Origin of the sequence: Streptomyces sp. NBC_00258 (assembly GCF_036182465.1) — a bacterium.
Lineage (GTDB): Bacteria > Actinomycetota > Actinomycetes > Streptomycetales > Streptomycetaceae > Streptomyces.
The window spans coordinates 4,624,438-4,648,174 of sequence record NZ_CP108081.1 but is presented as its reverse complement, the minus strand read 5'-3'; the positions used below and the strand labels follow the sequence as shown (position 1 = coordinate 4,648,174).

The window sequence follows — 23,737 nt, the reverse complement described above, 5'->3', positions numbered from 1 at the left end:
CACGCGTGCTGACCAGCGCATCCTCCGGCCCGGCCACCGATTCGGCACCGGCTGTCAGTGGGCGCGGCTAGCCTCTCTGACGTGCCAGCCCGTATCTCTGACCCCGAGCAGCTCAAGGAGCTCCTCGGCATCCCGTTCACCCCGGAGCAGACGGCCTGCATCACCGCACCGCCCGCCCCGCAGGTGATCGTGGCCGGCGCCGGATCCGGCAAGACGACGGTGATGGCCGCGCGCGTGGTGTGGCTGGTCGGCACCGGACAGGTCGCCCCCGAGCAGGTCCTCGGCCTGACCTTCACCAACAAAGCGGCGGGCGAACTCGCCGAGCGCGTACGGAAAGCCCTCATCAGGGCGGGCGTCACCGACCCGGACGTGATCGATCCGGACAACCCGCCCGGTGAGCCGGTCATCTCCACCTACCACGCCTTCGCGGGCCGCCTGCTGACCGACCACGGACTGCGCATCGGGCTCGAACCCACCGCGCGTCTCCTCGCCGACGCGACCCGCTACCAGCTCGCCGCGCGCGTCCTGCGCGAGGCACCGGGGCCCTACCCGTCGCTCACCCGATCCTTCCCCGACCTGGTCAGCGACCTCCTCACGCTCGACGCCGAGCTCGCCGAACACCTCGTACACCCCCAGGACCTGCGGGCCTACGACGCCGCACTGCTGCGCGACCTGGAGAGCGTCAAACTCACCAACGCCGAGCTGCGCAAGGTCCCCGAGACGGCCGCCGCCCGGCGTGAACTGACCGAACTGGTGGGCCGCTACAGGGCCGCCAAACGCGAGCGCGACCTCCTCGACTTCGGCGACCAGATCGCCCTCTCCGCGACCCTCGCCAGCACGCGCCCCGAGGTCGGCGGCATCCTGCGCGACGAGTTCCGGGTGGTCCTCCTCGACGAGTACCAGGACACCTCCGTGGCCCAGCGCATCCTCCTGGCAGGCCTGTTCGGCAGCGGCACGGGCCACCCGGTGACCGCCGTCGGCGACCCCTGCCAGGCGATCTACGGCTGGCGCGGCGCCTCCGTCGCCAACCTCGACGACTTCCCCGAGCACTTCGCCCACGCCGACGGCCGCCCCGCGACCCGCCAGTCGCTCAGCGAGAACCGGCGCAGCGGCGGCCGTCTCCTCGACCTCGCCAACGGCCTCGCCGAGCCCCTGCGCGCCCTGCACGCGGGCGTGGAGGCCCTCCGCCCGGCCCCGGGCGCCGAGCGGGACGGCATGGTGCGCTGCGCCCTGCTGCGCACCCACGCCGAGGAGATGGACTGGCTCGCCGACTCCATCGCCCATCTCGTGCGCACCGGAAAGGCGCCCGGCGAGATCGCCGTCCTGTGCCGCACGGCGACCGACTTCGCCGAGATCCAGGGCGCCCTCGTCGCCCGCGACATCCCCGTGGAGGTCGTCGGCCTCTCCGGGCTGCTGCATCTGCCCGAGGTCGCCGACCTGGTCGCCGTCTGCGAGGTCCTCCAGGACCCGGGTGCCAATGCCTCGCTGGTCCGCCTGCTCACCGGCCCGCGCTGGCGCATCGGCGCCCGCGACCTCGCTCTCCTGGGGCGCCGGGCCCGCCTACTCGTGTCGCACGCACGCGTGGGGGCCGACGACGACCCCGACCGGCGGCTCGCCGCCGCCGTCGAGGGCATCGACCCGGCCGAGATCATCTCGCTCGCGGACGCCCTCGACACGTTCCTGGAGACACCCCTCGGAGGCCATGGGGACGACGACGGACTGCCCTTCTCCGCCGACGCCCGCGTACGGTTCGCGCGGCTCGCCACCGAACTGCGCGACCTGCGCCGCTCGCTCTCCGACCCGCTCATGGACGTCCTGCACCGGGTCCTCGCCACCACCGGTCTGGAGGTGGAACTCTCCGCGTCCCCGCACGCCCTGGCCGCCCGCCGCCGCGAGACCCTCTCCAACTTCCTCGACATCGCCGCGTCCTTCGCCGCCAACGAAGGCGAGGCCACCCTCCTCGCCTTCCTCGGCTTCCTGCGTACCGCCGCCCAGTACGAGAAGGGCCTCGACAACGCCCTGCCCGGCGGCGAGAACACCGTCAAGGTGCTCACCGCGCACAAGTCCAAGGGCCTGGAGTGGGACGTCGTAGCGGTCCCGGGCCTCGTCACCGGCACCTTCCCCAGCAGCCAGGGCCGCGAGAAATGGACCGCCCAGGGCAAGGTCCTGCCGCACGAACTCCGCGGCGACGCCGACACCCTGCCGGACATCGGCGCCTGGGACTCCCGCAGCATGAAGGCCTTCCACGAGGCCATGAAGGAGCACCAGCACACCGAGGAACTCCGCCTCGGCTACGTCACGTTCACCCGCCCCCGCTCCCTCCTGCTCGGCTCCGGACACTGGTGGGGCCCCTCCCAGAAGAAGCCCCGCGGCCCCTCCGACTTCCTGCAGTCCCTGTACGAGCACTGCGAGACCGGGCACGGCGAGATCGAGGCCTGGGCGGACGAACCCGAGGAGACCGAGGAGAACCCCGCGCTGCACGAGGCAGGCGGCGACCACGCCTGGCCGCTCCCGCTCGACGACGCGGCGATGGCCCGCCGACGCGCGGCCGCACAGACGGTCCTGGCCCACCTGGAGTCCGGCCACTCCCACGAGACGGCCCACCCCTCGTCCCACGACGCATCGGACTCGTACGACGACCGGGACTCCTACGACGACCCGGACTGGCCGCCTCCGCCCGAGGAGGACGAGCCCCCTTACGACGAGCCCCCTTACGGGGAGGACGACTTCCCGGACGGTCCTCCCTACGGGGACGGCGATTTCGCGGACGCGCCCTACGGAGAGGCGTCACACAGGAAGACGCCCCGCGGGGAGGACCTCCACGAAGAGACCGATTTCACAGACGAGGCAGACCGCGGGGACCGGGACTCCTGGACCACGAACCGTCCCAGGGTTCCGCGCCCCACCCCGTCCCCGGACGCGCGCCCGCACCCTCCGCAGGCGCCGCGCCCCACGTCCGGGACCAGGCGCCTCACCCCGGAGGAAGCCCGCACCGTCGCCTCCTGGGACCGTGACCTGGACGCCCTCACCGGAGAGCTCCTGCGCGCCCGCGAAAGCGTCACGGACGTCACCCTTCCGGCCTCCCTGACCGCCTCCCAGCTGCTGCGCCTGGCCGCCGACCCGGACGCCTTCGCACAGGAACTGGCGCGCCCCATGCCCCGCCCGCCCCAGCCGGCCGCCCGCCGCGGCACCCGCTTCCACGCCTGGGTCGAGGCCCGCTTCGAAGAGCTGCGACTGCCGATGCTGGAACCGGAGGAACTGCCCGGCAGCGAAGCCGAGATCGCCGACGAACGCGACCTGGAAGCCCTCAAGGACGCCTTCGAACGCACCCCGTACGCCCACCGCACCCCCTACCGCGTCGAGGCACCCTTCCAACTCGCGATCGCCGGACGGGTCGTACGGGGCCGCATCGACGCCGTCTACAAAGAAGACGACGCCGACGGGACGACGTACGAGATCGTCGACTGGAAGACCAACCGCACCCGCAACGCCGACCCCCTCCAGCTCGCCGTCTACCGGCTCGCCTGGGCCGAGCAGCACGGCGTACCCCTGGAATCCGTACAGGCCGCCTTCCTGTACGTGCGCAGCGGCGAGGTCGTGCGCCCCGGGAGCCTGCCCGACCGGGCCGCACTGGAGCGGCTCCTCCTCGAAGAACCACCCGATGGGGTCCCCGAGGAACCGCCGGACCAGCACGCACGCGTGGACGGCTAGGCTCGTGACCATGAGCAAGACTCCGGACAGCGCCGTCCGCGCGTACATCGAGCAGCACCGCGCCGCCTTCCTCGACGACCTCGCCGAGTGGCTGCGCATCCCGTCCGTGTCGGCCCAGCCCGAACACGCAGCGGACGTACGGCGCAGCGCCGACTGGCTCGCCGCCAAACTCCAGGAGACCGGCTTCCCGACCTGCGAGGTCTGGGCGACACCCGGCGCCCCCGCCGTCTTCGCAGAATGGCCCTCCGACGACCCGCAGGCACCCACGGTCCTCGTCTACGGACACCACGACGTGCAGCCCGCAGCCCTCGTGGACGGCTGGGACAGCGACCCCTTCGAGCCCGTCGTCCGCGGAAACCGCCTCCACGCACGCGGGGCCGCGGACGACAAGGGCCAGGTGTTCTTCCACACACTCGGCGTCCGCGCCCACCTCGCCGCCACCGGCCGCACCGCCCCCGCCGTCCACCTGAAGCTGCTCATCGAGGGCGAGGAGGAGTCCGGCTCCCCGCACTTCCGCGCACTCGTCGAAGAGCGGAAGGACCGCCTCACCGCCGACGCCGTGATCGTCTCCGACACCAGCATGTGGTCCGAGGACACCCCCACCGTCTGCACCGGCATGCGCGGCCTCGCCGAGTGCGAGATCACGCTGTACGGGCCCGACCAGGACATACACTCCGGCGCCTTCGGCGGTGCCGTACCCAATCCGGCCACCGCCGTCGCCCGCCTCGTCGCCGCCCTGCACGACGAGCACGCGCGCGTGGCGATCCCCGGCTTCTACGAAGGCATCGCCGAACTCACCGACCACGAGCGGGAACTCTTCGCCGAACTGCCCTTCGACGAGGAGCAGTGGCTGCGCATCGCCAGGTCGACGGCCACCCACGGAGAAGCCGGACACACCACTCTGGAGCGGGTCTGGGCCCGCCCCACCGCCGAGGTCAACGGCATCGGCGGCGGCTACCAGGGCCCCGGCAGCAAGACGATCATCCCCTCCTCGGCGATGGTGAAGCTGTCCTTCCGCCTCGTCGCCGGACAGGACCCCGACCACATCGAGAAGATCGTCCGCGCCTGGACCGCCGAGCGGCTGCCCGCCGGAATCCGCCACGAGATCACCTTCGCCGCCGCCACCCGCCCCTGCCTGACACCGCTCGACCACCCGGCACTGCAGTCCGTCGCACGCGCCATGGGCCGAGCCTTCGAGCAGGAGATCCGCTTCACCCGCGAGGGAGGATCAGGGCCCGCCGCGGACCTCCAGGACGTCCTCGCCGCACCCGTACTGTTCCTCGGCATCTCGGTCCCCTCCGACGGCTGGCACGCCCCCAACGAGAAGGTCGAACTCGACCTGCTCCTCAAGGGCGTCGAAACCACCGCCTACCTGTGGGGCGACCTGGCCGAGAACTGGCGCGATGCACACTGAAGAAACCCCGTCGCACACGTCCTGCCGTACAGCCGCTGAACCACCCGCCGAAACAACCGTTCCACCGGGGGAGTTGGAAGCACCCGTGACCACCTGGACCGACCACACCGCCGACCGTCCCATCTCGCTCACCGCCCCGAGCGGCATCGACCGGGCCGCCCACCACCGGCTCGACGAGGCCTGGCTCGCCGCGGCGTGGAGCCACCCCACCACCCGCGCCTTCGTGGTCTCCGGCGGCCAGGTCCTCATCGACGAGACGGCGGACGGCACCACCGAACTCGTCATGACCCCGTCCTTCGAAGCACCCCTCACCGAAGCACACCGCTACTTCCTGGGCACCGACGACGACGGCGTCAGCTACTTCGCACTCCAGAAGGACGCCCTTCCGGGCCGCATGGACCAGTCCGCACGCGCCGCCGGCCTGCGCGAAGCAGGCCTGCTCCTCTCACAGCGCGACGCAGGCCTGATGGTGCACGCGGTCGCCCTGGAGAACTGGCAGCGCCTGCACCGCTTCTGCTCCCGCTGCGGCGAACGCACCGTGATCGCAGCGGCCGGCCACATCCGCCGCTGCCCCGCCTGCGGCGCCGAGCACTACCCCCGCACCGACCCCGCCGTGATCATGGCCGTCACCGACCACGAGGACCGCATCCTCCTCGGCCGCCAGGTCCACTGGCCCGAAGGCCGCTTCTCCACCCTCGCCGGATTCGTCGAGCCCGGCGAGTCCATCGAGCAGTCGGTCCGCCGCGAGGTCTTCGAAGAGGCCGGCGTCACCGTCGGCGACGTCGAGTACATCGCCAGCCAGCCCTGGCCCTTCCCCTCCAGCCTCATGCTGGGCTTCATGGCCCGCGCCACCTCGGCGGAGATCAACGTCGACGGCGAGGAGATCCAGGAAGCCCGCTGGTTCTCCCGCGAAGACCTGCGGGCCGCCTTCGAGTCCGGGGAGGTCCTGCCTCCCTACGGCATCTCGATTGCGGCCCGCCTGATCGAGCTCTGGTACGGCAAGCCCCTGCCGACGCGCGGAGCGGCCGCCTGAGGCACGTACCGACTACGCGCCGATCTTCTGCTTGACCTGCGCCAGCGAAGGGTTCGTCAGCGTCGAACCGTCCGGGAAGAGGACGGTGGGAACCGTCTGGTTCCCGCCGTTCGCCTTCTCCACGAAGGCCGCCGACGCCGGGTCCTGCTCGATGTTGATCTCGTTGTACGTGATGCCCTCGCGGTCCATCTGGCCCTTCAACCGGCGGCAGTAGCCACACCACGTCGTGCTGTACATCGTCACAGTGCCCGGCATGTCTCTCATGCTCCTTCGCTGCAGGGGAGTGCGTGTTCGCAGTGATGGAACGTACGCGACCTGGCCGCCATTCCCGTACGCGGCAGGGGAGAGAGCCGGTACACACGGCGCAGGACGGCCCCGGCGAAACAGGCGGTGCCGTCGCCACCGAACCGGGCGCCTGCCGCATTAGTACGACTGCAAGCGCCTCCCTGTGGACAACCAGCGCACCCGTCTCCGCCGACCTGGCAGCATGGCGGGGTGACAGCAGCAACGCATTCCACCCTCTTCCCGCAGGCCCCCGACACGGCCGACGCGGTACTGGAAGGGCTCGACCCCGAGCAGCGCGAGGTCGCCACCGCCCTGCACGGCCCGGTGTGCGTGCTGGCGGGAGCCGGTACGGGCAAGACCCGCGCCATCACCCACCGCATCGCCTACGGAGTACGCGCCGGGATCCTCCAGCCCTCCAGCGTGCTCGCCGTCACCTTCACCAACCGCGCCGCCGGAGAGATGCGCGGCCGCCTCCGCCAGCTCGGCGCCTCCGGAGTCCAGGCCCGCACCTTCCACTCCGCCGCCCTGCGCCAGCTCCAGTACTTCTGGCCGAAAGCAGTCGGAGGCAGCCTGCCGCGGATCGTCGACCGCAAGATCCAACTCGTCGCCGACGCCGCGGCCACCTGCCGCGTCCGCCTCGACCGCGGCGAGCTGCGAGACGTCACCGCCGAGATCGAATGGTCCAAGGTCACCCAGACCGTCCCCTCCGACTACGCCGCCGCCGCGGCCAAGGCCGGCCGCGAAGCCCCCCGCGACCGCGCCGAGATCGCCCAGCTCTACGCCGCGTACGAAGACCTCAAACGCGACCGCAGCGTCATCGACTTCGAAGACGTCCTGCTGCTCACCGTCGCCATCCTCCAGGACCAGCACGACATCGCCGAAGCGGTCCGCGCCCAGTACCAGCACTTCGTCGTCGACGAGTACCAGGACGTCAGCCCCCTCCAGCAGCGCCTCCTCGAACTGTGGCTCGGCGAACGCGACAGCCTCTGCGTCGTCGGCGACGCCAGCCAGACCATCTACTCCTTCACCGGCGCGACCCCCGACCACCTCCTCGACTTCCGCACCCGCCACCCCGGAGCCACGGTCGTCAAACTCGTCAGGGACTACCGCTCCACCCCCCAGGTCGTCCACCTCGCCAACGGCCTGCTCGCCCAGGCCCGCGGCCGCGCCGCCGACCACCGCCTGGAGCTCATCTCCCAGCGCACCGCGGGCCCCGAACCCGGCTACACCGAGTACACCGACGAGCCCGCCGAGGCCGAAGGCGCCGCCCGCCGCATCCGCGACCTCATCGCCTCCGGCATCCCCGCGAGCGAGATCGCGATCCTCTTCCGTACGAACTCGCAGTCCGAGATCTACGAACAGGCCCTCGCCGACGTCGCAGTGCCCTACCAACTACGCGGAGCCGAGCGCTTCTTCGACCGACCCGAGGTGAAGAGAGCCATCCACGCCCTGCGCGGAGCAGCCCGCTTCGGAGGCAACGACTCACTCCTCGACGACGCCCCCGACCTGCCCTCCCAGGTGCGAGCCGTCCTGTCGGGAGACGGCTGGACCCACCAGCCCCCCGCGGGCTCCGGCGCCGTCAGAGAGCGCTGGGAATCCCTAGCCGCCCTCGCCCACCTCGCCCAGGACTTCGCCGCCGCCAAACCCGACGCCACCCTCGGCGACCTCGTGGCCGAACTCGACGAACGCGCCGGCGCCCAGCACGCCCCCACCGTCCAGGGCGTCACCCTCGCCTCCCTCCACTCCGCCAAGGGCCTGGAGTGGGACGTCGTGTTCCTCGTCGGCGTAGCCGAAGGCATGATGCCGATCACCTACGCGAAGACCGACGAACAGATCGAGGAGGAACGCCGCCTCCTCTACGTCGGCGTCACCCGGGCCAGAGAACACCTCTCCGTCTCCTGGGCCCTGTCCCGCTCACCCGGCGGCCGGCCCAACCGGCGACCCAGCCGCTTCCTCGACGGACTGCGCCCCGGCTCCGTCACCACGGCCAACCGCGGCAGCGCGGCAGGCCCCCTCGGCTCGGGCGGCATCGAGCGCGGCGCTGCCGGCAGCGCCCCCGGCGTCACACGACGGGCGAACCGCACCCCGGCCCGCTGCCGGGTCTGCGGCCGCACCCTCAACGACGCCGGCGAGATGAAACTGATGCGCTGCGAGGACTGCCCCTCCGACATGGACGAAGGCCTCTACGAGCGGTTGCGCGACTGGCGGGCTGTCCAGGCACAGCGCAGCGGACAGCCGGACTTCTGCGTCTTCACGGACAAGACCCTGATGGCCATCGCAGAAGCGGTGCCGTCCACTCCGGTCGAGCTGTCCCGCATCCCAGGGGTCCGCGCCCGCAAGCTCAACCGCTACGGGGCCGACGTACTCGCCATCTGCGCAGGTCAGGAACTCGAGGACGACGCAGACGACGACTGATTCAAACTCGTCGAGAAAATAGTTTGCGCATGCCCCAGCAATCCCCATAGGTTCTAAAGCACGGAAACGGCGGCCTTCTCGAAGGCCCTGGTTCCGTGCTGTACTTAATAACCGTCGGACCGGCTCGCCCGGTCCCAGAGACGCCGAGAGGAGGCGATTCCAGTGATCAGCATCAACAGCAGCTCCGTCAGCACCGCCAAATTGACCGATCGCTCGGTCGTCTCCACGTGCCTGCTCGGCTTCTCGAACCTGGGCACCGGTCTGTCCGGCATCTCTGCCGTCCGTCCGGCGTCCTCCGTGTCTCTCGCGGGACTCCCTGTCCGCGAGCGCAATGAGCGACCGATGAAGGCACTGGAAGCAGTAGAGGCACAGGCGCAGGCCTATGCCTTTGCAGCCACCGGTGCCGGAGCCGCCAAGCACACGCATCACACGATGTGGGCCTTCCGTGGGCCTGAACCCTGGAGTGATCCAGCCTGATCGACGATCAGGCCGGCGCCTTCAGGGCCGCGGAACCCCACCCGGGATCCGCGGCCCTTCTGTTTGCCCCCGACCAGGGACGACAGAGCGAAGGGGCCTCGGGACAAGAAAAGAACCCGGTACCAGCCGCCAACCGGCCAACCGGCCGGCACGACCAGACGAGGAAGACCAACCGTGCAACTCGAAGCGCACGCCCCGTCCGTACCGCCTTCCGAAACGATCTCCCCGCCCGGCCTCACGGAGGACTCCACCTTGACCCCGCTCACTGCGCTCACCGCGCTCGACGACGCCATCGAGAACCTCGGCGTACCCGTCCCCTGCCGCTCCTACGACCCGGAGGTCTTCTTCGCCGAGTCGCCGGCCGATGTCGAGTACGCCAAGTCCCTCTGCCGCACCTGCCCGCTGATCGAGGCCTGCCTCGCCGGCGCCAAGGAGCGGCGTGAGCCCTGGGGCGTCTGGGGCGGCGAGCTCTTCGTCCAGGGTGTCGTTGTCGCCCGGAAGCGGCCGCGTGGCCGCCCGCGCAAGAACCCGGTTGCGGCATGAACACCCTAGGAACGATCGATCGCCCCCTGACGCACGACCCCAAGAAGCAGGTCCCGATGAAGCCGTCCACCAGCGAGCCCGCCGGCTCCGCGATCCCAGACTTCACCTCCACCGGCGCGAACGACACGCGCCAGAACAGGACCCGAGAGATGCAACTCATCCCAGAAGCCCTGGCTCGTGCGCATATGCACGACCGGCTGCATGAGGCGGAGCAGGAACGCCGGGCGATTCGCCTGGTGGCGGCCCGCCGCATGCAGCGCCGTGCCGAGCGCGCCTCACGTCGCGCCCGCCGCGCACTGGCCATGGCGGTCATGCAGTAGAGCCGTTTTCGCAACGGCAACAGAAGCAACAGCTGATGCGGGGGCCGGTCCGAACGGACCGGCCCCCGCAGTGCGTTGTACCTCTCCAACCACGGATCCCGGAGTTATCGTCACCAGGTGACGAGTCTTCCCGGGGACAGTGACAGCGGCGGCTCCACCGAGGAGCCCAGGCCCATCGTGTGCGCCCGCTGCGGCGCCACGGCAGAGGACCCGCCCCTCACCTGGACCTTCTCCGTCGAGAACGGCATCCGCCACTACATCTGCGACGCCTGCGCCCGGGCCAATCTCAGGGCGATCGAGGGGCGGCTGGACTCGGCTTGGTGGTGAGCTTCGGAGTCCTCTTGGGGCCCCTCCCCCCCGGCCCCCTCCCCACCCCTCCCGCCCAAAGAACGGCAGCCCAAGCTCACGCCTCAGCCGCTGATTCCCCCTCCGCCAGTGTCTGGTCGTCGTCCAGCACGAACCCTGGCAGCCACTCCTCCAGTTCGTCCCGCAGTCGTACCGTCGCTCCGAGTTGGCACAGCACACCGATGGTGCTCAAAGTCACCCGGTGTATCAGCAGGTACGCCGGGGGCAGGTTGAGCTTTTTGCCGAGTTGGTGTGCGGGGGAGCGAGGGTCGGCGATGCGGGCCGCCTGGCTGCGCATCCAGCCGCGGGTGAAGGTGAACTCGTCGGCCTGGGCCGGCTCGATGATGGGGAGCAGGTAGTCCAGTACGGCATCCGGGTCGAGTTCTATGGACTCCTTGACGAAGCCCTCCTCGCGGAGCAGGTCGTAGACCGCCTCGGCATCGCCGTCGAGGGTCATACGGAGCGAGTCGCCGATCGTCGGGGGCAGGCCGCCCGGCAGACGGTCCACCGTGCCGAAGTCCAGGACGCCGAGGCGCCAGCCGCTCTTGCCGCCGGAGCTCTCGGTGTCTTCGGCCTCTTCGGGGTCGTTCGGCAGGAGACGGAAATTGCCCGGGTGCGGGTCGGCGTGGAGCAGGCCGGTGCGGGACGGGCCGGAGAAGAGGAAGCGGGCAAGGAGCTGGCCTGCCCGGTCGCGCTGCTCCTGCGTACCGTCGGTGATCACCTCGGACAGGGGGATCCCGTCGATCCACTCCGTCACCAGGACCTGCTCGCACTGGTGGACCACGGCCGGCACCAGCACATCCGGGTCGTCCGCGAACTCCTCCGCGTGCGCCCGCTGTGCCTGTGCCTCCAAGGCGTAGTCGAGCTCTTCGGACACCCGGTCGCGCAGCTCCGCGATGAGCGGCTTGATGTCCATGCCGGGTATCAACGGTCCCAGGAGGCGGGCAAAACGGCTCAGTTGGTTCAGGTCGGACAGCAGGGCTTCGCCGGCTCCGGGGTACTGCACCTTGACCGCGACCTCCCGGCCGTCGTGCCACACCGCCCGGTGCACCTGGCCGATCGAGGCCGCCGCGGCGGGCTTGTCCTCGAACTCCAGGAACAGGTCGTGCCAGTCCTCGCCGAGCCGCTCCGCCAGCACGGAGTGCACCGTGCGGGTCGGCATCGGCGGGGCCGCTTCCTGGAGTTTCGTCAGCGCCGCTCGGTAGGGGCCCGCGACCTCCTCGGGCAGCGCCGATTCGAAGACGGACATGGCCTGTCCGAACTTCATGGCTCCGCCCTTGAGCTCGCCGAGCACCTTGAAAAGCTGCTCCGCCGTGCGCTGTTGCAGCTCGCGACCCACGAGTTCGGCGGATTTGCCGCCGATTCGTTTGCCGAGTCCCCAGGTCGCCCGCCCGGCGAAGCCGAGCGGTAGTGCGGCGAGCTTGGCGGTTCGGGTGACCGCCTTCCGGGGAAGATCAGACATGCGCCCTCCAAGTACCGGACAGCCGTGCCGCGTGCGGCTGTTGCCCGGCCATTGTCTCGTGCGGCCCTTCGTCGTCCGAGGTCTGCTCCCCCTTACCTTTCTCCGCGGCCCCGCAGCGGCATGCGGGATGCTCCCACACCGGCCTCGCGTGCCAGTCGAAACCAGGCACCGAGACCTCCCAGCGGGCCCCCGCACTCGACGGCAGTTTCCCGTCCAGAAAGGCGAGCGCATGCCCCGCGGCCAGGCCTGCGACCGCGGTGGTCAGCGCCAGATCACAAGCCGGTACGTGACGGGACTGGGCGGAACGCCACTGTGCCAGCAGGCGTGGCCAGGTCGGGTCCCGGTCGGTGCGTCCCTGATCCAGGCAGCCCGCGCAGGCCGTGTCGCCGGGCAGGACCAGCGGGCCGACGACTCCTGTGCCTTCGACCACTCCGGCGTACAGATGGGGTGTTCCGGAGTCGATCAGCGGCTCGGCGGCCGACGGGTCGGGTGCGTGGACCGCGAGACCGTCCCGGGGCGTGATGATCACGAGGGAGAGGCCCGGATCTTCTTGCTCGGTAGCCGGGCGTGTGCTGCCGCGCCGGGGCGGGCGGTTCGGTGCCGCACGGCGCACCGCACGGCGTGCGGCCTCGTCCCTGCGCTCGCCGATGGATTCGGCGGGCAGCCCGCCCGGAGCCACGTCCCACGGCTCGACGCAGCCGCCGTCGTGCACGTCGACCTTGCCCACGCCCGCTCCCGCCAGCGCCGCGGCCAATGCGACTCCGACCCGGCCCGCGCCCCGCACCTGTACGCGCAGTGAGCGGCGGGCCGCCAGCCGGCGCATGGCCTCGCCCGGTTCGGGAGTGACCAGGGAGAGCGATGCGACGTCGGGCCTCAGTCGGTCCAGGACCGCCGGTTTCTTGCGCAAAGCATCGGCGGCCGGGCCGCCGCCCGTCGCGTCGTCGAGCAGTCCGGCCTGGGTGAGCCGCTCCACGAGACCGTCGACATGGCCGTCGGGCAGACCCATGCGGCGCCCCTCGTCGCGTAGCAGAGGCAGTCCGCGTGTGCCGTCGAACAAGGTCAGGAGACTGCCCGTCGCCGTGTCCATCGGGCCGAGCACCATCGCGTGTGCGGGTGCCATCCCGAACTGCACGGTGTTGAGATCCCGCCAGCCGCGCCGCAGCGCGGGTTTCACCATCGGATGCATGACCGACCCCCGTACGTCCCCGTTGTGCCGGCGGGTGTTCGTCCTGTTCCGCCGGTCGAATGTCAGCATGCCCGCATTGCCCGGCGCGTGCCGAAAGTTGTCCACAGGTAGTGGATATTCGTCGTACAAATCGAGCGCGTGGGGTGCGGTTCGGCATCGATGCGTCCCGGAGGCGGGACTTCCCCCGTGTGCAACGGGTAACGTCGGGGCGTGCCCGCCGACCCACTGCACCGCGCCGGAAACCCACAGCGCAGCACGACGAGCCAGCCGCCAAGCGGCTCGGGGGCGAGCGCGATCGAGGTCCGCAGGAGCGCGCGACGGCGCAGAACGGTCTCCGCGTACCGTGAAGGCGATCGCACCGTCGTGCTCATTCCCGCCCGGATGTCCGAGGCGGAGGAGCAGCGCTGGGTGAGCGTCATGCTCGACAAGCTGGCCGCCCAGGAGAACAAGCGGGTGCTCGGCGACACGGAGCTGTCCGAGCGGGCCGCGCGGCTCTCCGATCTGTACTTCGACGGCCGGGCCAGGCCCACTTCGGTCCGCTGGGTCACCAATCAGAACACCCGCTGGGGTTCGTGCACCCCTGCCGAGGGCAGTATCCGTCTTTCGCACCGGCTGCAGGGCATGCCCGAGTACGTCGTCGACTACGTCCTCGTCCATGAACTCGCGCATCTGCTTGTGCCCGGCCACGGCCCCGACTTCTGGCGGCTTCTGGAGGCCTATCCGCGGACCGAGCGGGCCCGCGGCTACCTCGAAGGAGTGGTCGCCGCCGACCGGCTGCCGCACCTGCCCGTCGCTCGCGGCGAGTGACGTCGGTCTGACGCCCGTCCGGCGTCGTACCTGCCCGGACTGCTGGAAGCAGGGTTTCTGTACCGGGTCTGTACCGGCTTCGTCCGCGGCTGGATTTTGCCGTTAGCCTGACGCGACGCACTCGTATTCGGGATGGGGGACGGTCGTTACGCATGGCCAGGGAATTCCAAAGCGGCCACAAGGCCAAGATCAGTGACCTCACCGCGGGCACCGATCTGTACGTAGGTGTGCAGATCACCGGCCCCGGACTTTCCTTCGACATCAGCTGCTTCGGTCTGGACGCCAACGAACAGCTTTCGGACGACCGGTTCTTCGTCTTCTTCAACCAGCCGAAGACTCCCGAAGAGTCCATCCAGCTTCTCGGCGCGCAGGCGGGCGACACGGAGTCCTTCCGCGTCACGCTCGACAGGATCCCGCCGCAGATCCAGAAGCTGTCCTTCACGGCGACGATCGACGGCGCCGGACAGATGTCGCAGGTCGCCCCCGGGTACCTCCGCATCGTCGCGGGCGGCGAGGAGGTGGCCCGCTACTCGTTCAACGGTGGCGAGTTCTCCACCGAGCGCGCCGTGATGCTGGGCGACTTCTATCTCAAGGACGTATGGCGGTTCGCCGCGGTCGGACAGGGCTTCGACGGCGGGCTCGACGCGCTGCTGAAGAACTTCGGCGGCGAGGTCGCCGAGGAAGAGCCAGCAGCCCCGGCACCGCAGGCCGCCACGCCGTCGTTCGCGCCGCCGGCCCAGTCCGCCGCACCGCCCGCGTTCGGCGCCCCGGCGGGCCCCGCCGTGCCGGCTCCAGCGCCGGCTCCGCAGCCTGCCGCCCAGGGTTTCGCACCGCCCCAGGGAGCCACGCCACCGCCGGCCCCCGCGCCTTCAGTGCACGCGGCGCCGACCATCATCGCGCCTATGACCCCGCCCGGCGGCGCCCCGGTACCGCCTCCGGCTCCCGCCCCGGCGCCCTACGGGCAGCCGGGCCAGCAGCAGCCTCCGTACGGCCAGGCCCCCGGCCAGACCGCACCCCTGCCACCCGGCTACGGACAGCCCCAGGCACCTCAGGCGCCCCAGGCGCCCGCTCCGCCCCCGGGCTACGGCCAGCCGACCCCGCCTCCCGGCTACGGTCAGCAGCCGCCGTTCGGTCAGGTGCCCGGTCAGCCCGGCGCGCCGGGTGCGCCCGCCTCCTACGGAGTGCCGCAGGGCGCTCCCCAGGGAGGCGCCGGTGTCACCGCGGCGCTGCAGGTGTACAAGGAGACGCCCACCGGGCAGCGCTGGACGCAGCAGAACAAGAAGATGGTCCGTGTCGACCTCGGCATGGGCGGCGACCAGGCCGTACTGGCCCGCCAGGGCAGCATGGTGCTCTACCAGGGCAAGGTCGACTTCAGCTACAAGGGCGCCGGGTTCTCCGGGCGGATCGTGGGCAACGCGACCGGCCAGGAGATGCAGCTCATGCGCTGTTCGGGCCGCGGTCAGGTCTTCCTCGCGGAGAGCGGCGCCATGCTGCACCCCATCGAGCTGCAGGGTGACGCTGTCTGCGTCTCCGCGGAGAACGTCCTCGCCTTCGACGAGACGCTCCAGTACGAGGTGCGCCGCGTCGAAGGACACGGCATCCCCGGCGGAGCGCTGTTCACGATGCAGTTCCAGGGGACCGGCACGGTCGTCGTGAAGACGCGCGGGGTGCCCGTCGTCCTGCCCGTGACGCCGACGACGTTCGCCGACTGCAACGCCGTCGTCGCCTGGTCCGCCGCCTCGCAGGTGATCGTTTCCAGCCAGGTGCGGATGCGCCGCAACGCCTACCCGGGCGACACCGGAGAGAGCGTGAACCTCCAGTTCCGCGGCGCGCCCGGCAATTTCATCGTCGTCCAGCCGTACGAGGTCTGAGGGAGCCCGTCCTATGAACCAGCAGCTAGCGGGCTTCGCCCCGGCACCCGTTGCCGCACGCATGGAGAACCACGGCAACCACATGCTCAAGGTCGCCATGCAGACCGGAAACGACCTCCTCGCGCGCGTGGGGTCGATGGTCGCCTACGAAGGCTTCGTCCAGTACGAGCCGAATCCGCCGGCCGTGCGCCAGATCGCCAAGGACTGGATGACCGGCGAGGGCGCACCCCTGATGAAGTGCTCCGGAGACGGTCTGCTGTACCTCTCCGACTACGGGGCGAACGTCGTCGTCATCAACCTCAACGGCGACGCGATCTCCGTCAACGCCACCAACCTGCTCGCCTTCGACGCGCACCTCACCTGGGGCGTCGAGCGCGTCAAGGGGCTGGCGAAGTTCGCCGGACAGGGACTGTGGAACACCAAGATCTCCGGGCAGGGCTGGGTCGCCCTGACCTCCCGGGGCAAGCCCATCGTCGTCGACTGCGGCGGCGGCGAGGACGAGACGTACGTCGACCCGGACGCGCTCGTCGCCTGGTCCCCGAACCTCAAGGTGAAGGGCAAGCGCAGCTTCAAGGCGCAGTCCCTGATCGGGCGGGGCAGCGGCGAAGCCTTCCAGATGGCCTTCTCCGGACAGGGCATCGTCGTCGTCCAGCCCAGCGAGGACAGCACCGACCGCCTCCGGGTACGGGGCTGAGGGGGAGCACACACACCATGCAGAGCCCGCTTTTCGCCTACAACGACCAGCAGTCCCAGGAGCGCTACAGCCTGCAGAACAAGCAGATGCTGCGCGTGGTCCTGGAGGGCCACGACGACATGCTGGCCCGCAAGGGCACCATGGTCGCGTACCAGGGTCTTGTGGAGTTCGACGCCGAGTACCAGAACTCCGGTCAGCAGCGTTCGCGCGCGCACACCGGAGAGGGCCTCGACCTGATGCGCTGCCACGGGCAGGGCACCGTCTACCTGGCCAACCTCGCCCAGCACATCCATGTGGTGGACGTGGACCAGGACGGCCTCACCGTCGACAGCAGCTACGTCCTCGCGATGGACTCCTCGCTGCACCACGACGTGATCGCCGTGGACAGCCAGTACGGGATCTCCGGCTCCGGCAAGTACCAGCTCAACATCACCGGGCGCGGCAAGGTCGCCCTGATGACGTCGGGCATGCCGCTGATGCTTCAGGTCACGCCGGACCGGTACGTCAACTGCGACGCCGACGCGATCGTGGCCTGGTCCACGAGTCTGCGCGTACAGATGCAGGCCCAGACCCACTCCTCCGGCGTGTTCCGGCGCCGCGGCAACACCGGTGAGGGCTGGGAACTCAGCTTCATGGGCCAGGGGTACGCGCTCGTTCAGCCCAGCGAGATGCTGCCGCCGCAGAACGCGGCGATCGGGTCGGGTGTCGCCGCGCAGTACGGGATGGGACAGCAGGGGGCCCGGGGGCAGAACCAGGGCAACGCCTGGAGTTAGGACCTTTCGCGGGGCACTCCGAAGAGTGCGCCGCGAAAGGTCCGGGGCCGGTGGTTGGCTGCGGGTCCGCCGTGGCTGGGCGCGCGGTTCCCCGCGCCCCTGACGGGGCGCTCTTGTCGGCGTGTGTAAGGGGCGGCCGCTATTGCGGCCGCCCCTTACACGTGCCCCTTCAGAGCCTTGCTCGTGTTGCATTCAGCAGGCGTACGACCGAGTCGTCCGCCACCGTCGCCACCTCGTCGTACGGGAACCAGCGCAGGTCGAGGGATTCGTCGCTGATCTCCTGGACCGCGCCCGGCTCGGCCACGACCGCGTACTGCACGTCGAAGTGGCAGTGGCAGGGCGGCGGGATGGGATGCCGGTCCAGGCGTACGGGCCCGCCCGGGAGCAGGGTCAGGCCCGCGATACCCGACTCCTCCGTGGCCTCGCGCAGGGCCGCGGCCTCCAGCGTGGCGTCCCCGGGCTCGCAGTGACCACCCATCTGGAGCCACATCCGCAGCTTTTTGTGAAGCGTCAGCAGCACCCTGCCGTGCCCGGGATCGATCACCAGGGCACTCGCCGTGACATGCCCGGCCGTGCAGGCCTTCCACATGCCGTCCGGATGCGCCTCCAGATGGTCGAGATAGGCCTGGCGCAGTTCCTCCTGGCCCTCGATGCCCTTGAGGACCAGGACGGCGTCGTCGTACAGGCTCACTTGTCGTCGTCGCCCTTTTCCTCGCCCTTTTCGTCGTCCTTGGGCGCGTCCTTCGTGAGGTTCGGCTTCTCGGAGGGACCGCTCGCGGCCTCGCCGAGCATCTTGTCGAGCTCGGAGAAGTCCAGCTGCTCGCGGTGCACGAAGCCGTCCGGGTCGTCCAGGTCGGAGGCGGTCGGCAGCATGTCCGGGTGCGCCCACAGGCCGTCACGGCCGTCGACACCGCGCGCGTCCGTGAGCGAGGCCCACAGGCGCGAGGCGTCCCGCAGGCGGCGCGGGCGCAGCTCCAGGCCGATCAGCGTGGCGAAGGTCTGCTCGGCGGGGCCGCCCGTCGCACGGCGGCGGCGCAGCGTCTCCCGCAGCGCGTCGGCGGACGACAGACGCGGCTTCGCGGCAGAGTGGACCACCGCGTCCACCCAGCCCTCGACGAGCGCGAGCGCGGTTTCCAGGCGGGCCAGGGCGGCCTTCTGCTCGGGCGTGTCCTCCGGCTGGAACATGCCCTGCTGGAGTGCCTGCTGCAGCTCCTCCGGGTTCTGCGGGTCGAACTGGCCGACCACGTCCTCCAGCTTCGCCGTGTCGACCTTGATCCCGCGCGCGTACCCCTCGACCGCGCCGAACAGGTGCGAGCGCAGCCACGGCACGTGGGCGAAGAGCCGCTGGTGGGCGGCCTCGCGCAGGGCGAGGTAGAGCCGCACCTCCTCCTGCGGGACGCTCAGGTCCTTGCCGAACGACTCGATGTTCAGCGGCAGCAGCGCGGCCTTGCCGGCCGGGCCGAGCGGCAGGCCGATGTCGGTCGAGCCGACGACCTCGCCCGCGAGCACGCCGACGGCCTGCCCGATCTGCGTGCCGAACATGGCGCCGCCCATGGAACGCATCATCCCCAGGAGCGGGCCCGCCATGGCCTGCATCTCCTCGGGCAGTACGTCGCCCATGGCCGCGCCGACCCGCTCGGCGACCGGGTCGACGAGCTCCTTCCACACCGGAAGGGTCGCCTCGACCCACTCCGCGCGGCTCCAGGCCACCGCGGAACCGGCGCCGGACGGCAGCGACGTCGCGTCGTCCAGCCACAGGTCGGCCAGGCGCACCGCCTCGTCGACCTGGGTGCGCTCGGCGGGGCCGATGCTCGCGTCCTTGGTGCCGTCGGGAGTGCCCTGGGACACCGTCTGGCGGGCGATCTGCTTGGCCATGTCCCAGTTCACCGGCCCGCCCTCGTACGAGAGCATCTGGCCGAGCTGCTGGAACGCGGCGCCCAGGTCGTTGGGGTTCAGCGAACCGAACATGGCTGCGAGCGGGTTGTCGCCCCCCGGTCCGCCGGGCCCGAAACCGAACGGGTTGGCAGGTCCCTGACCACCACCGCTCTGCTGGTCCTTCTTCTTGCCCTCGTCGCCGTCGTCCGGCTCCTCCGGCGGAAGGCCGAATCCGAATGGGGTGTCACTCACGGGATTCCTCGGCTGTTAAGGCCGCCGGTTCGCTCCGACGGCGGCTGCCCTACATCACCACCCAGCGTAGACACCACAACCGGTTCGGGCCTCGGTGCTTCGCCGACTCGGCGGCTGCGGCAGGATGGATGCCACCTGGTACGTACGCGTCACGCGCGTTCTTACTGAAGACAACCGCTGGAGACGCCCGGTGAGTTCCCCAGATCCACAGGTTCGCGCAGCGCGAAACCCTTCAACCAATCCGGCCGTACGCGGCCCCGTAGTCGCGATCACCGGCGCCGCGGCCGGAATCGGCGCGATGCTCACCGAGCGGCTCGCCGCCAGCGACGAGATCAAGCAGGTCATCGCCATCGACGAGCGGCGCGGTGAGTGCGCGGCCGCGCAGTGGCACATCCTGGACGTCCGGGATCCGGCGATCGCCGAGAAGCTGCGCGGCGCGGACGTCGTGGTGCACCTCGCGCTCGATCTCGACCTGGAGACGGATCCGGCCGCACGTACGGCCTACAACGTGCGGGGGACACAGACCGTGCTGACGGCCGCCGCCGCGGCCGGGGTGCACCGGGTCGTGCTGTGCACCTCCGCGATGGTCTACGGAGCCCTGCCCGACAACGAACTGCCCCTCTCCGAAGACGCCGAACTGCAGGCGACCGCGGAGGCCACAGGGGTGGGGGACCTCCTGGAGGTCGAGCGGCTCGCGCGGCGGGCGCCACGCGCGCATCCCGGGCTCAACGTCACCGTCGTACGGCCTGCCGTGCTGGTCGGAGGGACCGACACGGCGCTCACCCGGTACTTCGAGTCGCCCCGGCTGCTGGTCGTCGCCGGGTCCCGGCCCGCCTGGCAGTTCTGTCATGTCGAGGATCTGTGCGCGGCCCTGGAGTACGCCGTTCTGGAGAAGGTCGAAGGAGAGCTGGCCGTCGGGTGCGACGGGTGGCTGGAGCAGGAGGAGGTCGAGGAGCTCAGCGGGATTCGGCGCATGGAGCTGCCGTCCGCCGTAGCGCTGGGGGCCGCGGCCCGGCTGCACCGGATCGGGCTCACGCCGTCTCCGGCGGGGGACCTCGCCTACACGATGTACCCCTGGGTGGTGAGCGGGAGCCGGCTGCACGACGCCGGGTGGCGGCCGCAGTGGACCAATGAGGAGGTTCTCGCGGAGCTTCTGGAGGAGGTTGCCGGGCGGCACACGCTGGCCGGGCGGCGGCTTGGGCGGAAGGACGCCACCGCCGCGGGGGCCGCGGGGGCGACGGTTGCGCTGTTGGGTACGGCCGCGTTGGTGCGGCGGGCTCGGAAGGCTCGGCGGCGGATCTGAGACGGCGGGGTTGGCGGCGTGGGGTTTTCGCCCCCGCCGCCCCTTCCCGTTCCCGTCCCCTTCTGGGGGCTCCGCCCCCAGACCCCCGCTGTCGGCCTGAACGGCCTCGTCCTCAAACGCCGGACGGACCGGGTCTGCCTGGGCCGGGTTGAGAGGTGCGGGACTGAGCCGAAGGGTGCGTCCTGTAGAAGGCTCCAATCGTGCACGCGCGTGTGCGGGAGGAAATCCGTATTCCGTGGGGTTGGCGGGGTGGGGCACGATGGGGGTATGGCACCCATGAATGATCATCCCGGTGAGCAGGCCGCTCAGGAGCCCATCAAGCTGCTGGCCATTCGGGACACCGCACTGTCCTTGGACGAGGTCTTCCGGGCTGTCGGGGACGATGCCTCCGGGGGGACCGCGCTGTTCGTCGGGACCGTGCGGAATCATGACGGGGGAGCCGATGTCGACGCGCTCGGGTACTCCTGCCATCCGAGTGCCGAGGCGGAGATGCGGCGGGTCGCCGAGAAGGTCGTCGCCGAGTATCCGGTGCGGGCGCTCGCCGCGGTGCACCGGATCGGTGACCTTCGGGTGGGTGACCTCGCGGTGGTCGTCGCCGTTTCCTGTCCGCATCGGGGCGAGGCCTTCGAGGCCTGCCGCAAACTGATCGACGATCTCAAGCACGAGGTCCCGATCTGGAAGCACCAGACGTTTTCCGACGGTACGGAGGAGTGGGTCGGGGCCTGTTGAAGTCCCACGGGTCACTTCGGTCCCAGTGGCACTCCTGTCCGCCGTTCCGGTTGCGTAACCGGACCCCTGCCGTGAGCGTTGAACATGCGGATGGTTAATCTGCTGATCAGTCAGTTGCGGTCGCTCATGGGGTTGGGAGGTCGGCATGGCGGCGCTCGCCTGGTTGCTGATTCCGCTTTTGGCCGCGATCGGCGCAGGACTTTGGGGCAGTTGGGCCGGACGGAACCGAAAGACCCTCGGGGACGGCACCGAGCTCGCGGGCTACACACGTTTCCGCGAGGCCATGGAGAAGTCGGAGAAGTCGGAGCAATTGCACACGGACGCCTGACCGGCCCGGATTCCCCGGACGGACGGCCCTGACGGTGCGCTGACAGACCGGTCCCGTACTGTCGTTCCATGCCACGCCGCACCGCGACGATGCTCGCCTCCACCCTGATGCTGATCGCGCTCCTGTGTGCGGGAGTCTTCATCAATGTGCCGTATTCGGAGATGTCACCGGGGCCGACGGTGAACACACTCGGGGAGCACGACGGCGAGCCGGTGCTCCAGATCTCCGGTCGCAAGACCTACGCGACGACCGGGCATCTGAACATGACCACCGTCCGGGTCACCAGCGCCGACTACAAGATGAACCTCGTCGAGGCCGTGTACGGGTGGCTGGCCCACGACAACAAGGTCGTTCCGCACGACACGCTCTATCCGGACGGCAAGACGGAGGAGCAGTCGACGCAGGAGAACGCCGAGGAGTTCAGCCAGTCCCAGGAGAGCGCCAAGGTCGCGGCCCTCAAGGAACTGGACATCCCGGTGAAGTCCTGGGTGATCGTCTCCACCGTCGTCAAGGACACCCCCGCCGAGGGCAGGCTGCACGCCGGTGACGTCATCAAGGCCGTCGACGGTACGACGGTGAAGGCACCCGACGACGTCGCGAAGCTGGTCACCAAGCACAAGCCTGGTGAGAAGGTCGTCTTCACGATCGTGCCCGCCAAGGAACAGGCCGCCGCCGAGAAGGAGAACAGGACGGCGACCAGGACCGAGGAGATCACGATCACCACCGCCAAGTCCGACGACACCGGAGAGCAGCGCGCGATCGTCGGAATCTCGGCCGGGACCGACCACACGCTGCCGTTCACCATCGACATCAAGCTCGCCGACGTCGGCGGCCCGAGCGCCGGCCTGATGTTCGCCCTCGGCATCGTCGACAAGCTGACGCCGGGCAACCTCACCGGCGGCAAGTTCGTGGCCGGCACCGGCACCATCACCGACGACGGCAAGGTCGGCCCGATCGGCGGCATCGAGATGAAGACGGTCGGCGCCCGCGACAAGGGCGCCCAGTACTTCCTGACGCCCAAGGACAACTGCACGGCCGCCGCCCGTGACATCCCCGAGGGGCTCACACTCGTCAAGGTCGACACCATCGACGACGCGATGAGCGCGCTCAAGGACATCCGCGGCGGCAACACGGCCGACCTGCCGAAGTGCACCAGGAGCTAGGGCCTGTCCGGCAATTCCCTCCCCAGCCTCCGGCCGGGGGGACCCCCAGAGCACGCTCCTGACGGCGCCGGGCCGCTCTCCGGGCGACGACGGGAACTGCCAGACAGGCCCTACCGCCCACGGCGGGCCGGCCCGCTCCGCGCTACTCCGCGAACGTCGCCGTCAGGGCCTCGGCCAGGCCCGGCACGAGGTCCGATCCGGTGAGCACGTCCGTCGCCGCGTCCTTCTCGCGCAGCCGCAGCGCCGACTCGCGCTTTCCGCCGCGCAGCACCGCGACGGTCATCCGGACCTCCTGGCGCTCCGGGTGCTCGGCGACCCACTTCGCCAGCCGCTTCTCGTCGAGGCCGTCCGGTACGGACGCCTCCGCGGACGGCGGGAGCATCAGCCGCTCCACGGAGAGGGCGCAGCCGACCACCGAGTCCGGCCAGGCGATGGTGCCGAGGAACTCGTCCAGCGGGCTGCCCGCGGGGAGTTCGTCCTGCTCAATTGGGGTAAGGGTGCCCTCTGGGGCGTCCTCGGTCAGACCGAGGCGCTCGGCGAGACCCGGTTCCTGGGAGCGCAGTTGGCCGGTGTCGACCAGGGCGAAGAGGCGGGCGGGCTGGTCCCAGCCGAGCCCCGATACGTACTCGTCGATCTCGAGGACGGCACGGGTGAGGGGCCCGGCCGCCATGGGGGTGCCTGAGGAGGTGGTGTTGGACATGGTCACAATCCTGCCTCGTTCGGCCCCCGAAGCGGGAACCGAGTAAAGCAT

The 23,737-nt window shown here is 70.4% G+C and carries 22 protein-coding genes; 16 read left to right on the top strand and 6 right to left on the bottom strand.

Going from position 1 to position 23,737, the window contains the following annotated elements; translation table 11 throughout:
* Nucleotides 1–81: 81 nt before the first annotated feature.
* The 3 genes from OG718_RS20595 to nudC all read left to right on the top strand — a co-directional run bounded on the left by OG718_RS20595 (nucleotide 82) and on the right by nudC (nucleotide 6,158).
* On the top strand, nucleotides 82–3,711 hold the full coding sequence (locus tag OG718_RS20595) for an ATP-dependent DNA helicase (RefSeq protein ID WP_328844764.1): 3,630 nt from the start codon (nucleotides 82–84) through the stop codon (nucleotides 3,709–3,711).
* A 10-nt stretch (nucleotides 3,712–3,721) separates the two neighbouring features.
* Nucleotides 3,722–5,125, top strand: a complete 1,404-nt coding sequence (locus OG718_RS20590) for a dipeptidase (RefSeq protein WP_328844763.1) — start codon at nucleotides 3,722–3,724, stop codon at nucleotides 5,123–5,125.
* An 85-nt stretch (nucleotides 5,126–5,210) separates the two neighbouring features.
* Nucleotides 5,211–6,158, top strand: a complete 948-nt coding sequence (nudC, locus tag OG718_RS20585; RefSeq protein WP_328844762.1) for an NAD(+) diphosphatase — start codon at nucleotides 5,211–5,213, stop codon at nucleotides 6,156–6,158.
* A gap of 12 nt (nucleotides 6,159–6,170) precedes the next feature.
* Here the strand turns inward: nudC and OG718_RS20580 are convergent, their stop codons facing one another.
* Entirely contained in the window at nucleotides 6,171–6,413 is a 243-nt protein-coding gene (locus OG718_RS20580) for a mycoredoxin (protein ID WP_143636495.1), read from the bottom strand.
* Nucleotides 6,414–6,548: 135 nt separating this feature from the next.
* Between OG718_RS20580 and OG718_RS20575 the strand changes: the two genes are divergently transcribed.
* The 5 genes from OG718_RS20575 to OG718_RS20555 all read left to right on the top strand — a co-directional run bounded on the left by OG718_RS20575 (nucleotide 6,549) and on the right by OG718_RS20555 (nucleotide 10,525).
* Nucleotides 6,549–8,858 (top strand): ATP-dependent DNA helicase UvrD2, encoded by a 2,310-nt coding sequence (locus OG718_RS20575; RefSeq protein WP_143636493.1) that lies wholly within the window; start codon nucleotides 6,549–6,551, stop codon nucleotides 8,856–8,858.
* A gap of 162 nt (nucleotides 8,859–9,020) precedes the next feature.
* Nucleotides 9,021–9,335 (top strand): hypothetical protein, encoded by a 315-nt coding sequence (locus tag OG718_RS20570; RefSeq protein WP_143636491.1) that lies wholly within the window; start codon nucleotides 9,021–9,023, stop codon nucleotides 9,333–9,335.
* Between the two features lie 174 nt (nucleotides 9,336–9,509).
* On the top strand, nucleotides 9,510–9,878 hold the full coding sequence (locus tag OG718_RS20565) for a WhiB family transcriptional regulator (protein ID WP_143636489.1): 369 nt from the start codon (nucleotides 9,510–9,512) through the stop codon (nucleotides 9,876–9,878).
* Nucleotides 9,875–10,198: a hypothetical protein gene (locus OG718_RS20560; RefSeq protein ID WP_143636487.1), complete on the top strand. Its 324-nt coding sequence runs from the start codon at nucleotides 9,875–9,877 to the stop codon at nucleotides 10,196–10,198. Before OG718_RS20565 ends, OG718_RS20560 begins: the two co-directional genes overlap by 4 nt.
* Nucleotides 10,199–10,315: 117 nt before the next feature.
* The gene (locus OG718_RS20555) at nucleotides 10,316–10,525 is read left to right on the top strand and encodes a hypothetical protein (RefSeq protein ID WP_143636485.1); all 210 of its coding nucleotides are present in this window, start codon (nucleotides 10,316–10,318) and stop codon (nucleotides 10,523–10,525) included.
* A 76-nt stretch (nucleotides 10,526–10,601) separates the two neighbouring features.
* Here the strand turns inward: OG718_RS20555 and OG718_RS20550 are convergent, their stop codons facing one another.
* Entirely contained in the window at nucleotides 10,602–12,005 is a 1,404-nt protein-coding gene (locus OG718_RS20550) for an ABC1 kinase family protein (protein ID WP_328844761.1), read from the bottom strand.
* Nucleotides 11,998–13,191: a TOMM precursor leader peptide-binding protein gene (locus OG718_RS20545; protein WP_328847797.1), complete on the bottom strand. Its 1,194-nt coding sequence runs from the start codon at nucleotides 13,189–13,191 to the stop codon at nucleotides 11,998–12,000. Before OG718_RS20545 ends, OG718_RS20550 begins: the two co-directional genes overlap by 8 nt.
* Before the next feature lie 210 nt (nucleotides 13,192–13,401).
* Between OG718_RS20545 and OG718_RS20540 the strand changes: the two genes are divergently transcribed.
* From OG718_RS20540 to OG718_RS20525, 4 genes are all read left to right on the top strand, one after another.
* Nucleotides 13,402–13,998, top strand: a complete 597-nt coding sequence (locus OG718_RS20540) for a M48 metallopeptidase family protein (protein WP_143636481.1) — start codon at nucleotides 13,402–13,404, stop codon at nucleotides 13,996–13,998.
* A 152-nt stretch (nucleotides 13,999–14,150) separates the two neighbouring features.
* Complete coding sequence (locus OG718_RS20535; protein WP_143636479.1) at nucleotides 14,151–15,869, top strand: TerD family protein; 1,719 nt, start codon at nucleotides 14,151–14,153, stop codon at nucleotides 15,867–15,869.
* A gap of 13 nt (nucleotides 15,870–15,882) precedes the next feature.
* A complete protein-coding gene (locus OG718_RS20530) occupies nucleotides 15,883–16,563 on the top strand; it encodes an AIM24 family protein (RefSeq protein ID WP_055610520.1) in 681 nt (226 codons plus the stop codon).
* A gap of 17 nt (nucleotides 16,564–16,580) precedes the next feature.
* The gene (locus tag OG718_RS20525) at nucleotides 16,581–17,336 is read left to right on the top strand and encodes an AIM24 family protein (protein WP_143636478.1); all 756 of its coding nucleotides are present in this window, start codon (nucleotides 16,581–16,583) and stop codon (nucleotides 17,334–17,336) included.
* A gap of 169 nt (nucleotides 17,337–17,505) precedes the next feature.
* Here the strand turns inward: OG718_RS20525 and OG718_RS20520 are convergent, their stop codons facing one another.
* On the bottom strand, nucleotides 17,506–18,027 hold the full coding sequence (locus OG718_RS20520; RefSeq protein ID WP_143636476.1) for an NUDIX hydrolase: 522 nt from the start codon (nucleotides 18,025–18,027) through the stop codon (nucleotides 17,506–17,508).
* Nucleotides 18,024–19,463 (bottom strand): zinc-dependent metalloprotease, encoded by a 1,440-nt coding sequence (locus OG718_RS20515; protein WP_143636474.1) that lies wholly within the window; start codon nucleotides 19,461–19,463, stop codon nucleotides 18,024–18,026. The genes OG718_RS20520 and OG718_RS20515 overlap by 4 nt, the downstream gene beginning before the upstream one ends.
* Before the next feature lie 190 nt (nucleotides 19,464–19,653).
* On the opposite strand from OG718_RS20515, the gene OG718_RS20510 reads away from it, so the two are divergent.
* From OG718_RS20510 to OG718_RS20495, 4 genes are all read left to right on the top strand, one after another.
* Entirely contained in the window at nucleotides 19,654–20,766 is a 1,113-nt protein-coding gene (locus tag OG718_RS20510; RefSeq protein WP_143636471.1) for an SDR family oxidoreductase, read from the top strand.
* A gap of 267 nt (nucleotides 20,767–21,033) precedes the next feature.
* The gene (locus tag OG718_RS20505) at nucleotides 21,034–21,495 is read left to right on the top strand and encodes a molybdenum cofactor biosynthesis protein MoaE (RefSeq protein ID WP_306938102.1); all 462 of its coding nucleotides are present in this window, start codon (nucleotides 21,034–21,036) and stop codon (nucleotides 21,493–21,495) included.
* Nucleotides 21,496–21,640: 145 nt separating this feature from the next.
* Complete coding sequence (locus tag OG718_RS20500; RefSeq protein WP_143636467.1) at nucleotides 21,641–21,823, top strand: hypothetical protein; 183 nt, start codon at nucleotides 21,641–21,643, stop codon at nucleotides 21,821–21,823.
* Nucleotides 21,824–21,891: 68 nt separating this feature from the next.
* Nucleotides 21,892–22,986 (top strand): YlbL family protein, encoded by a 1,095-nt coding sequence (locus tag OG718_RS20495; RefSeq protein WP_143636465.1) that lies wholly within the window; start codon nucleotides 21,892–21,894, stop codon nucleotides 22,984–22,986.
* Nucleotides 22,987–23,128: 142 nt separating this feature from the next.
* On the opposite strand, the gene OG718_RS20490 is transcribed toward OG718_RS20495, so the two are convergent.
* Entirely contained in the window at nucleotides 23,129–23,686 is a 558-nt protein-coding gene (locus tag OG718_RS20490) for a PPA1309 family protein (RefSeq protein WP_186001141.1), read from the bottom strand.
* Between the last annotated feature and the right edge of the window lie 51 nt (nucleotides 23,687–23,737).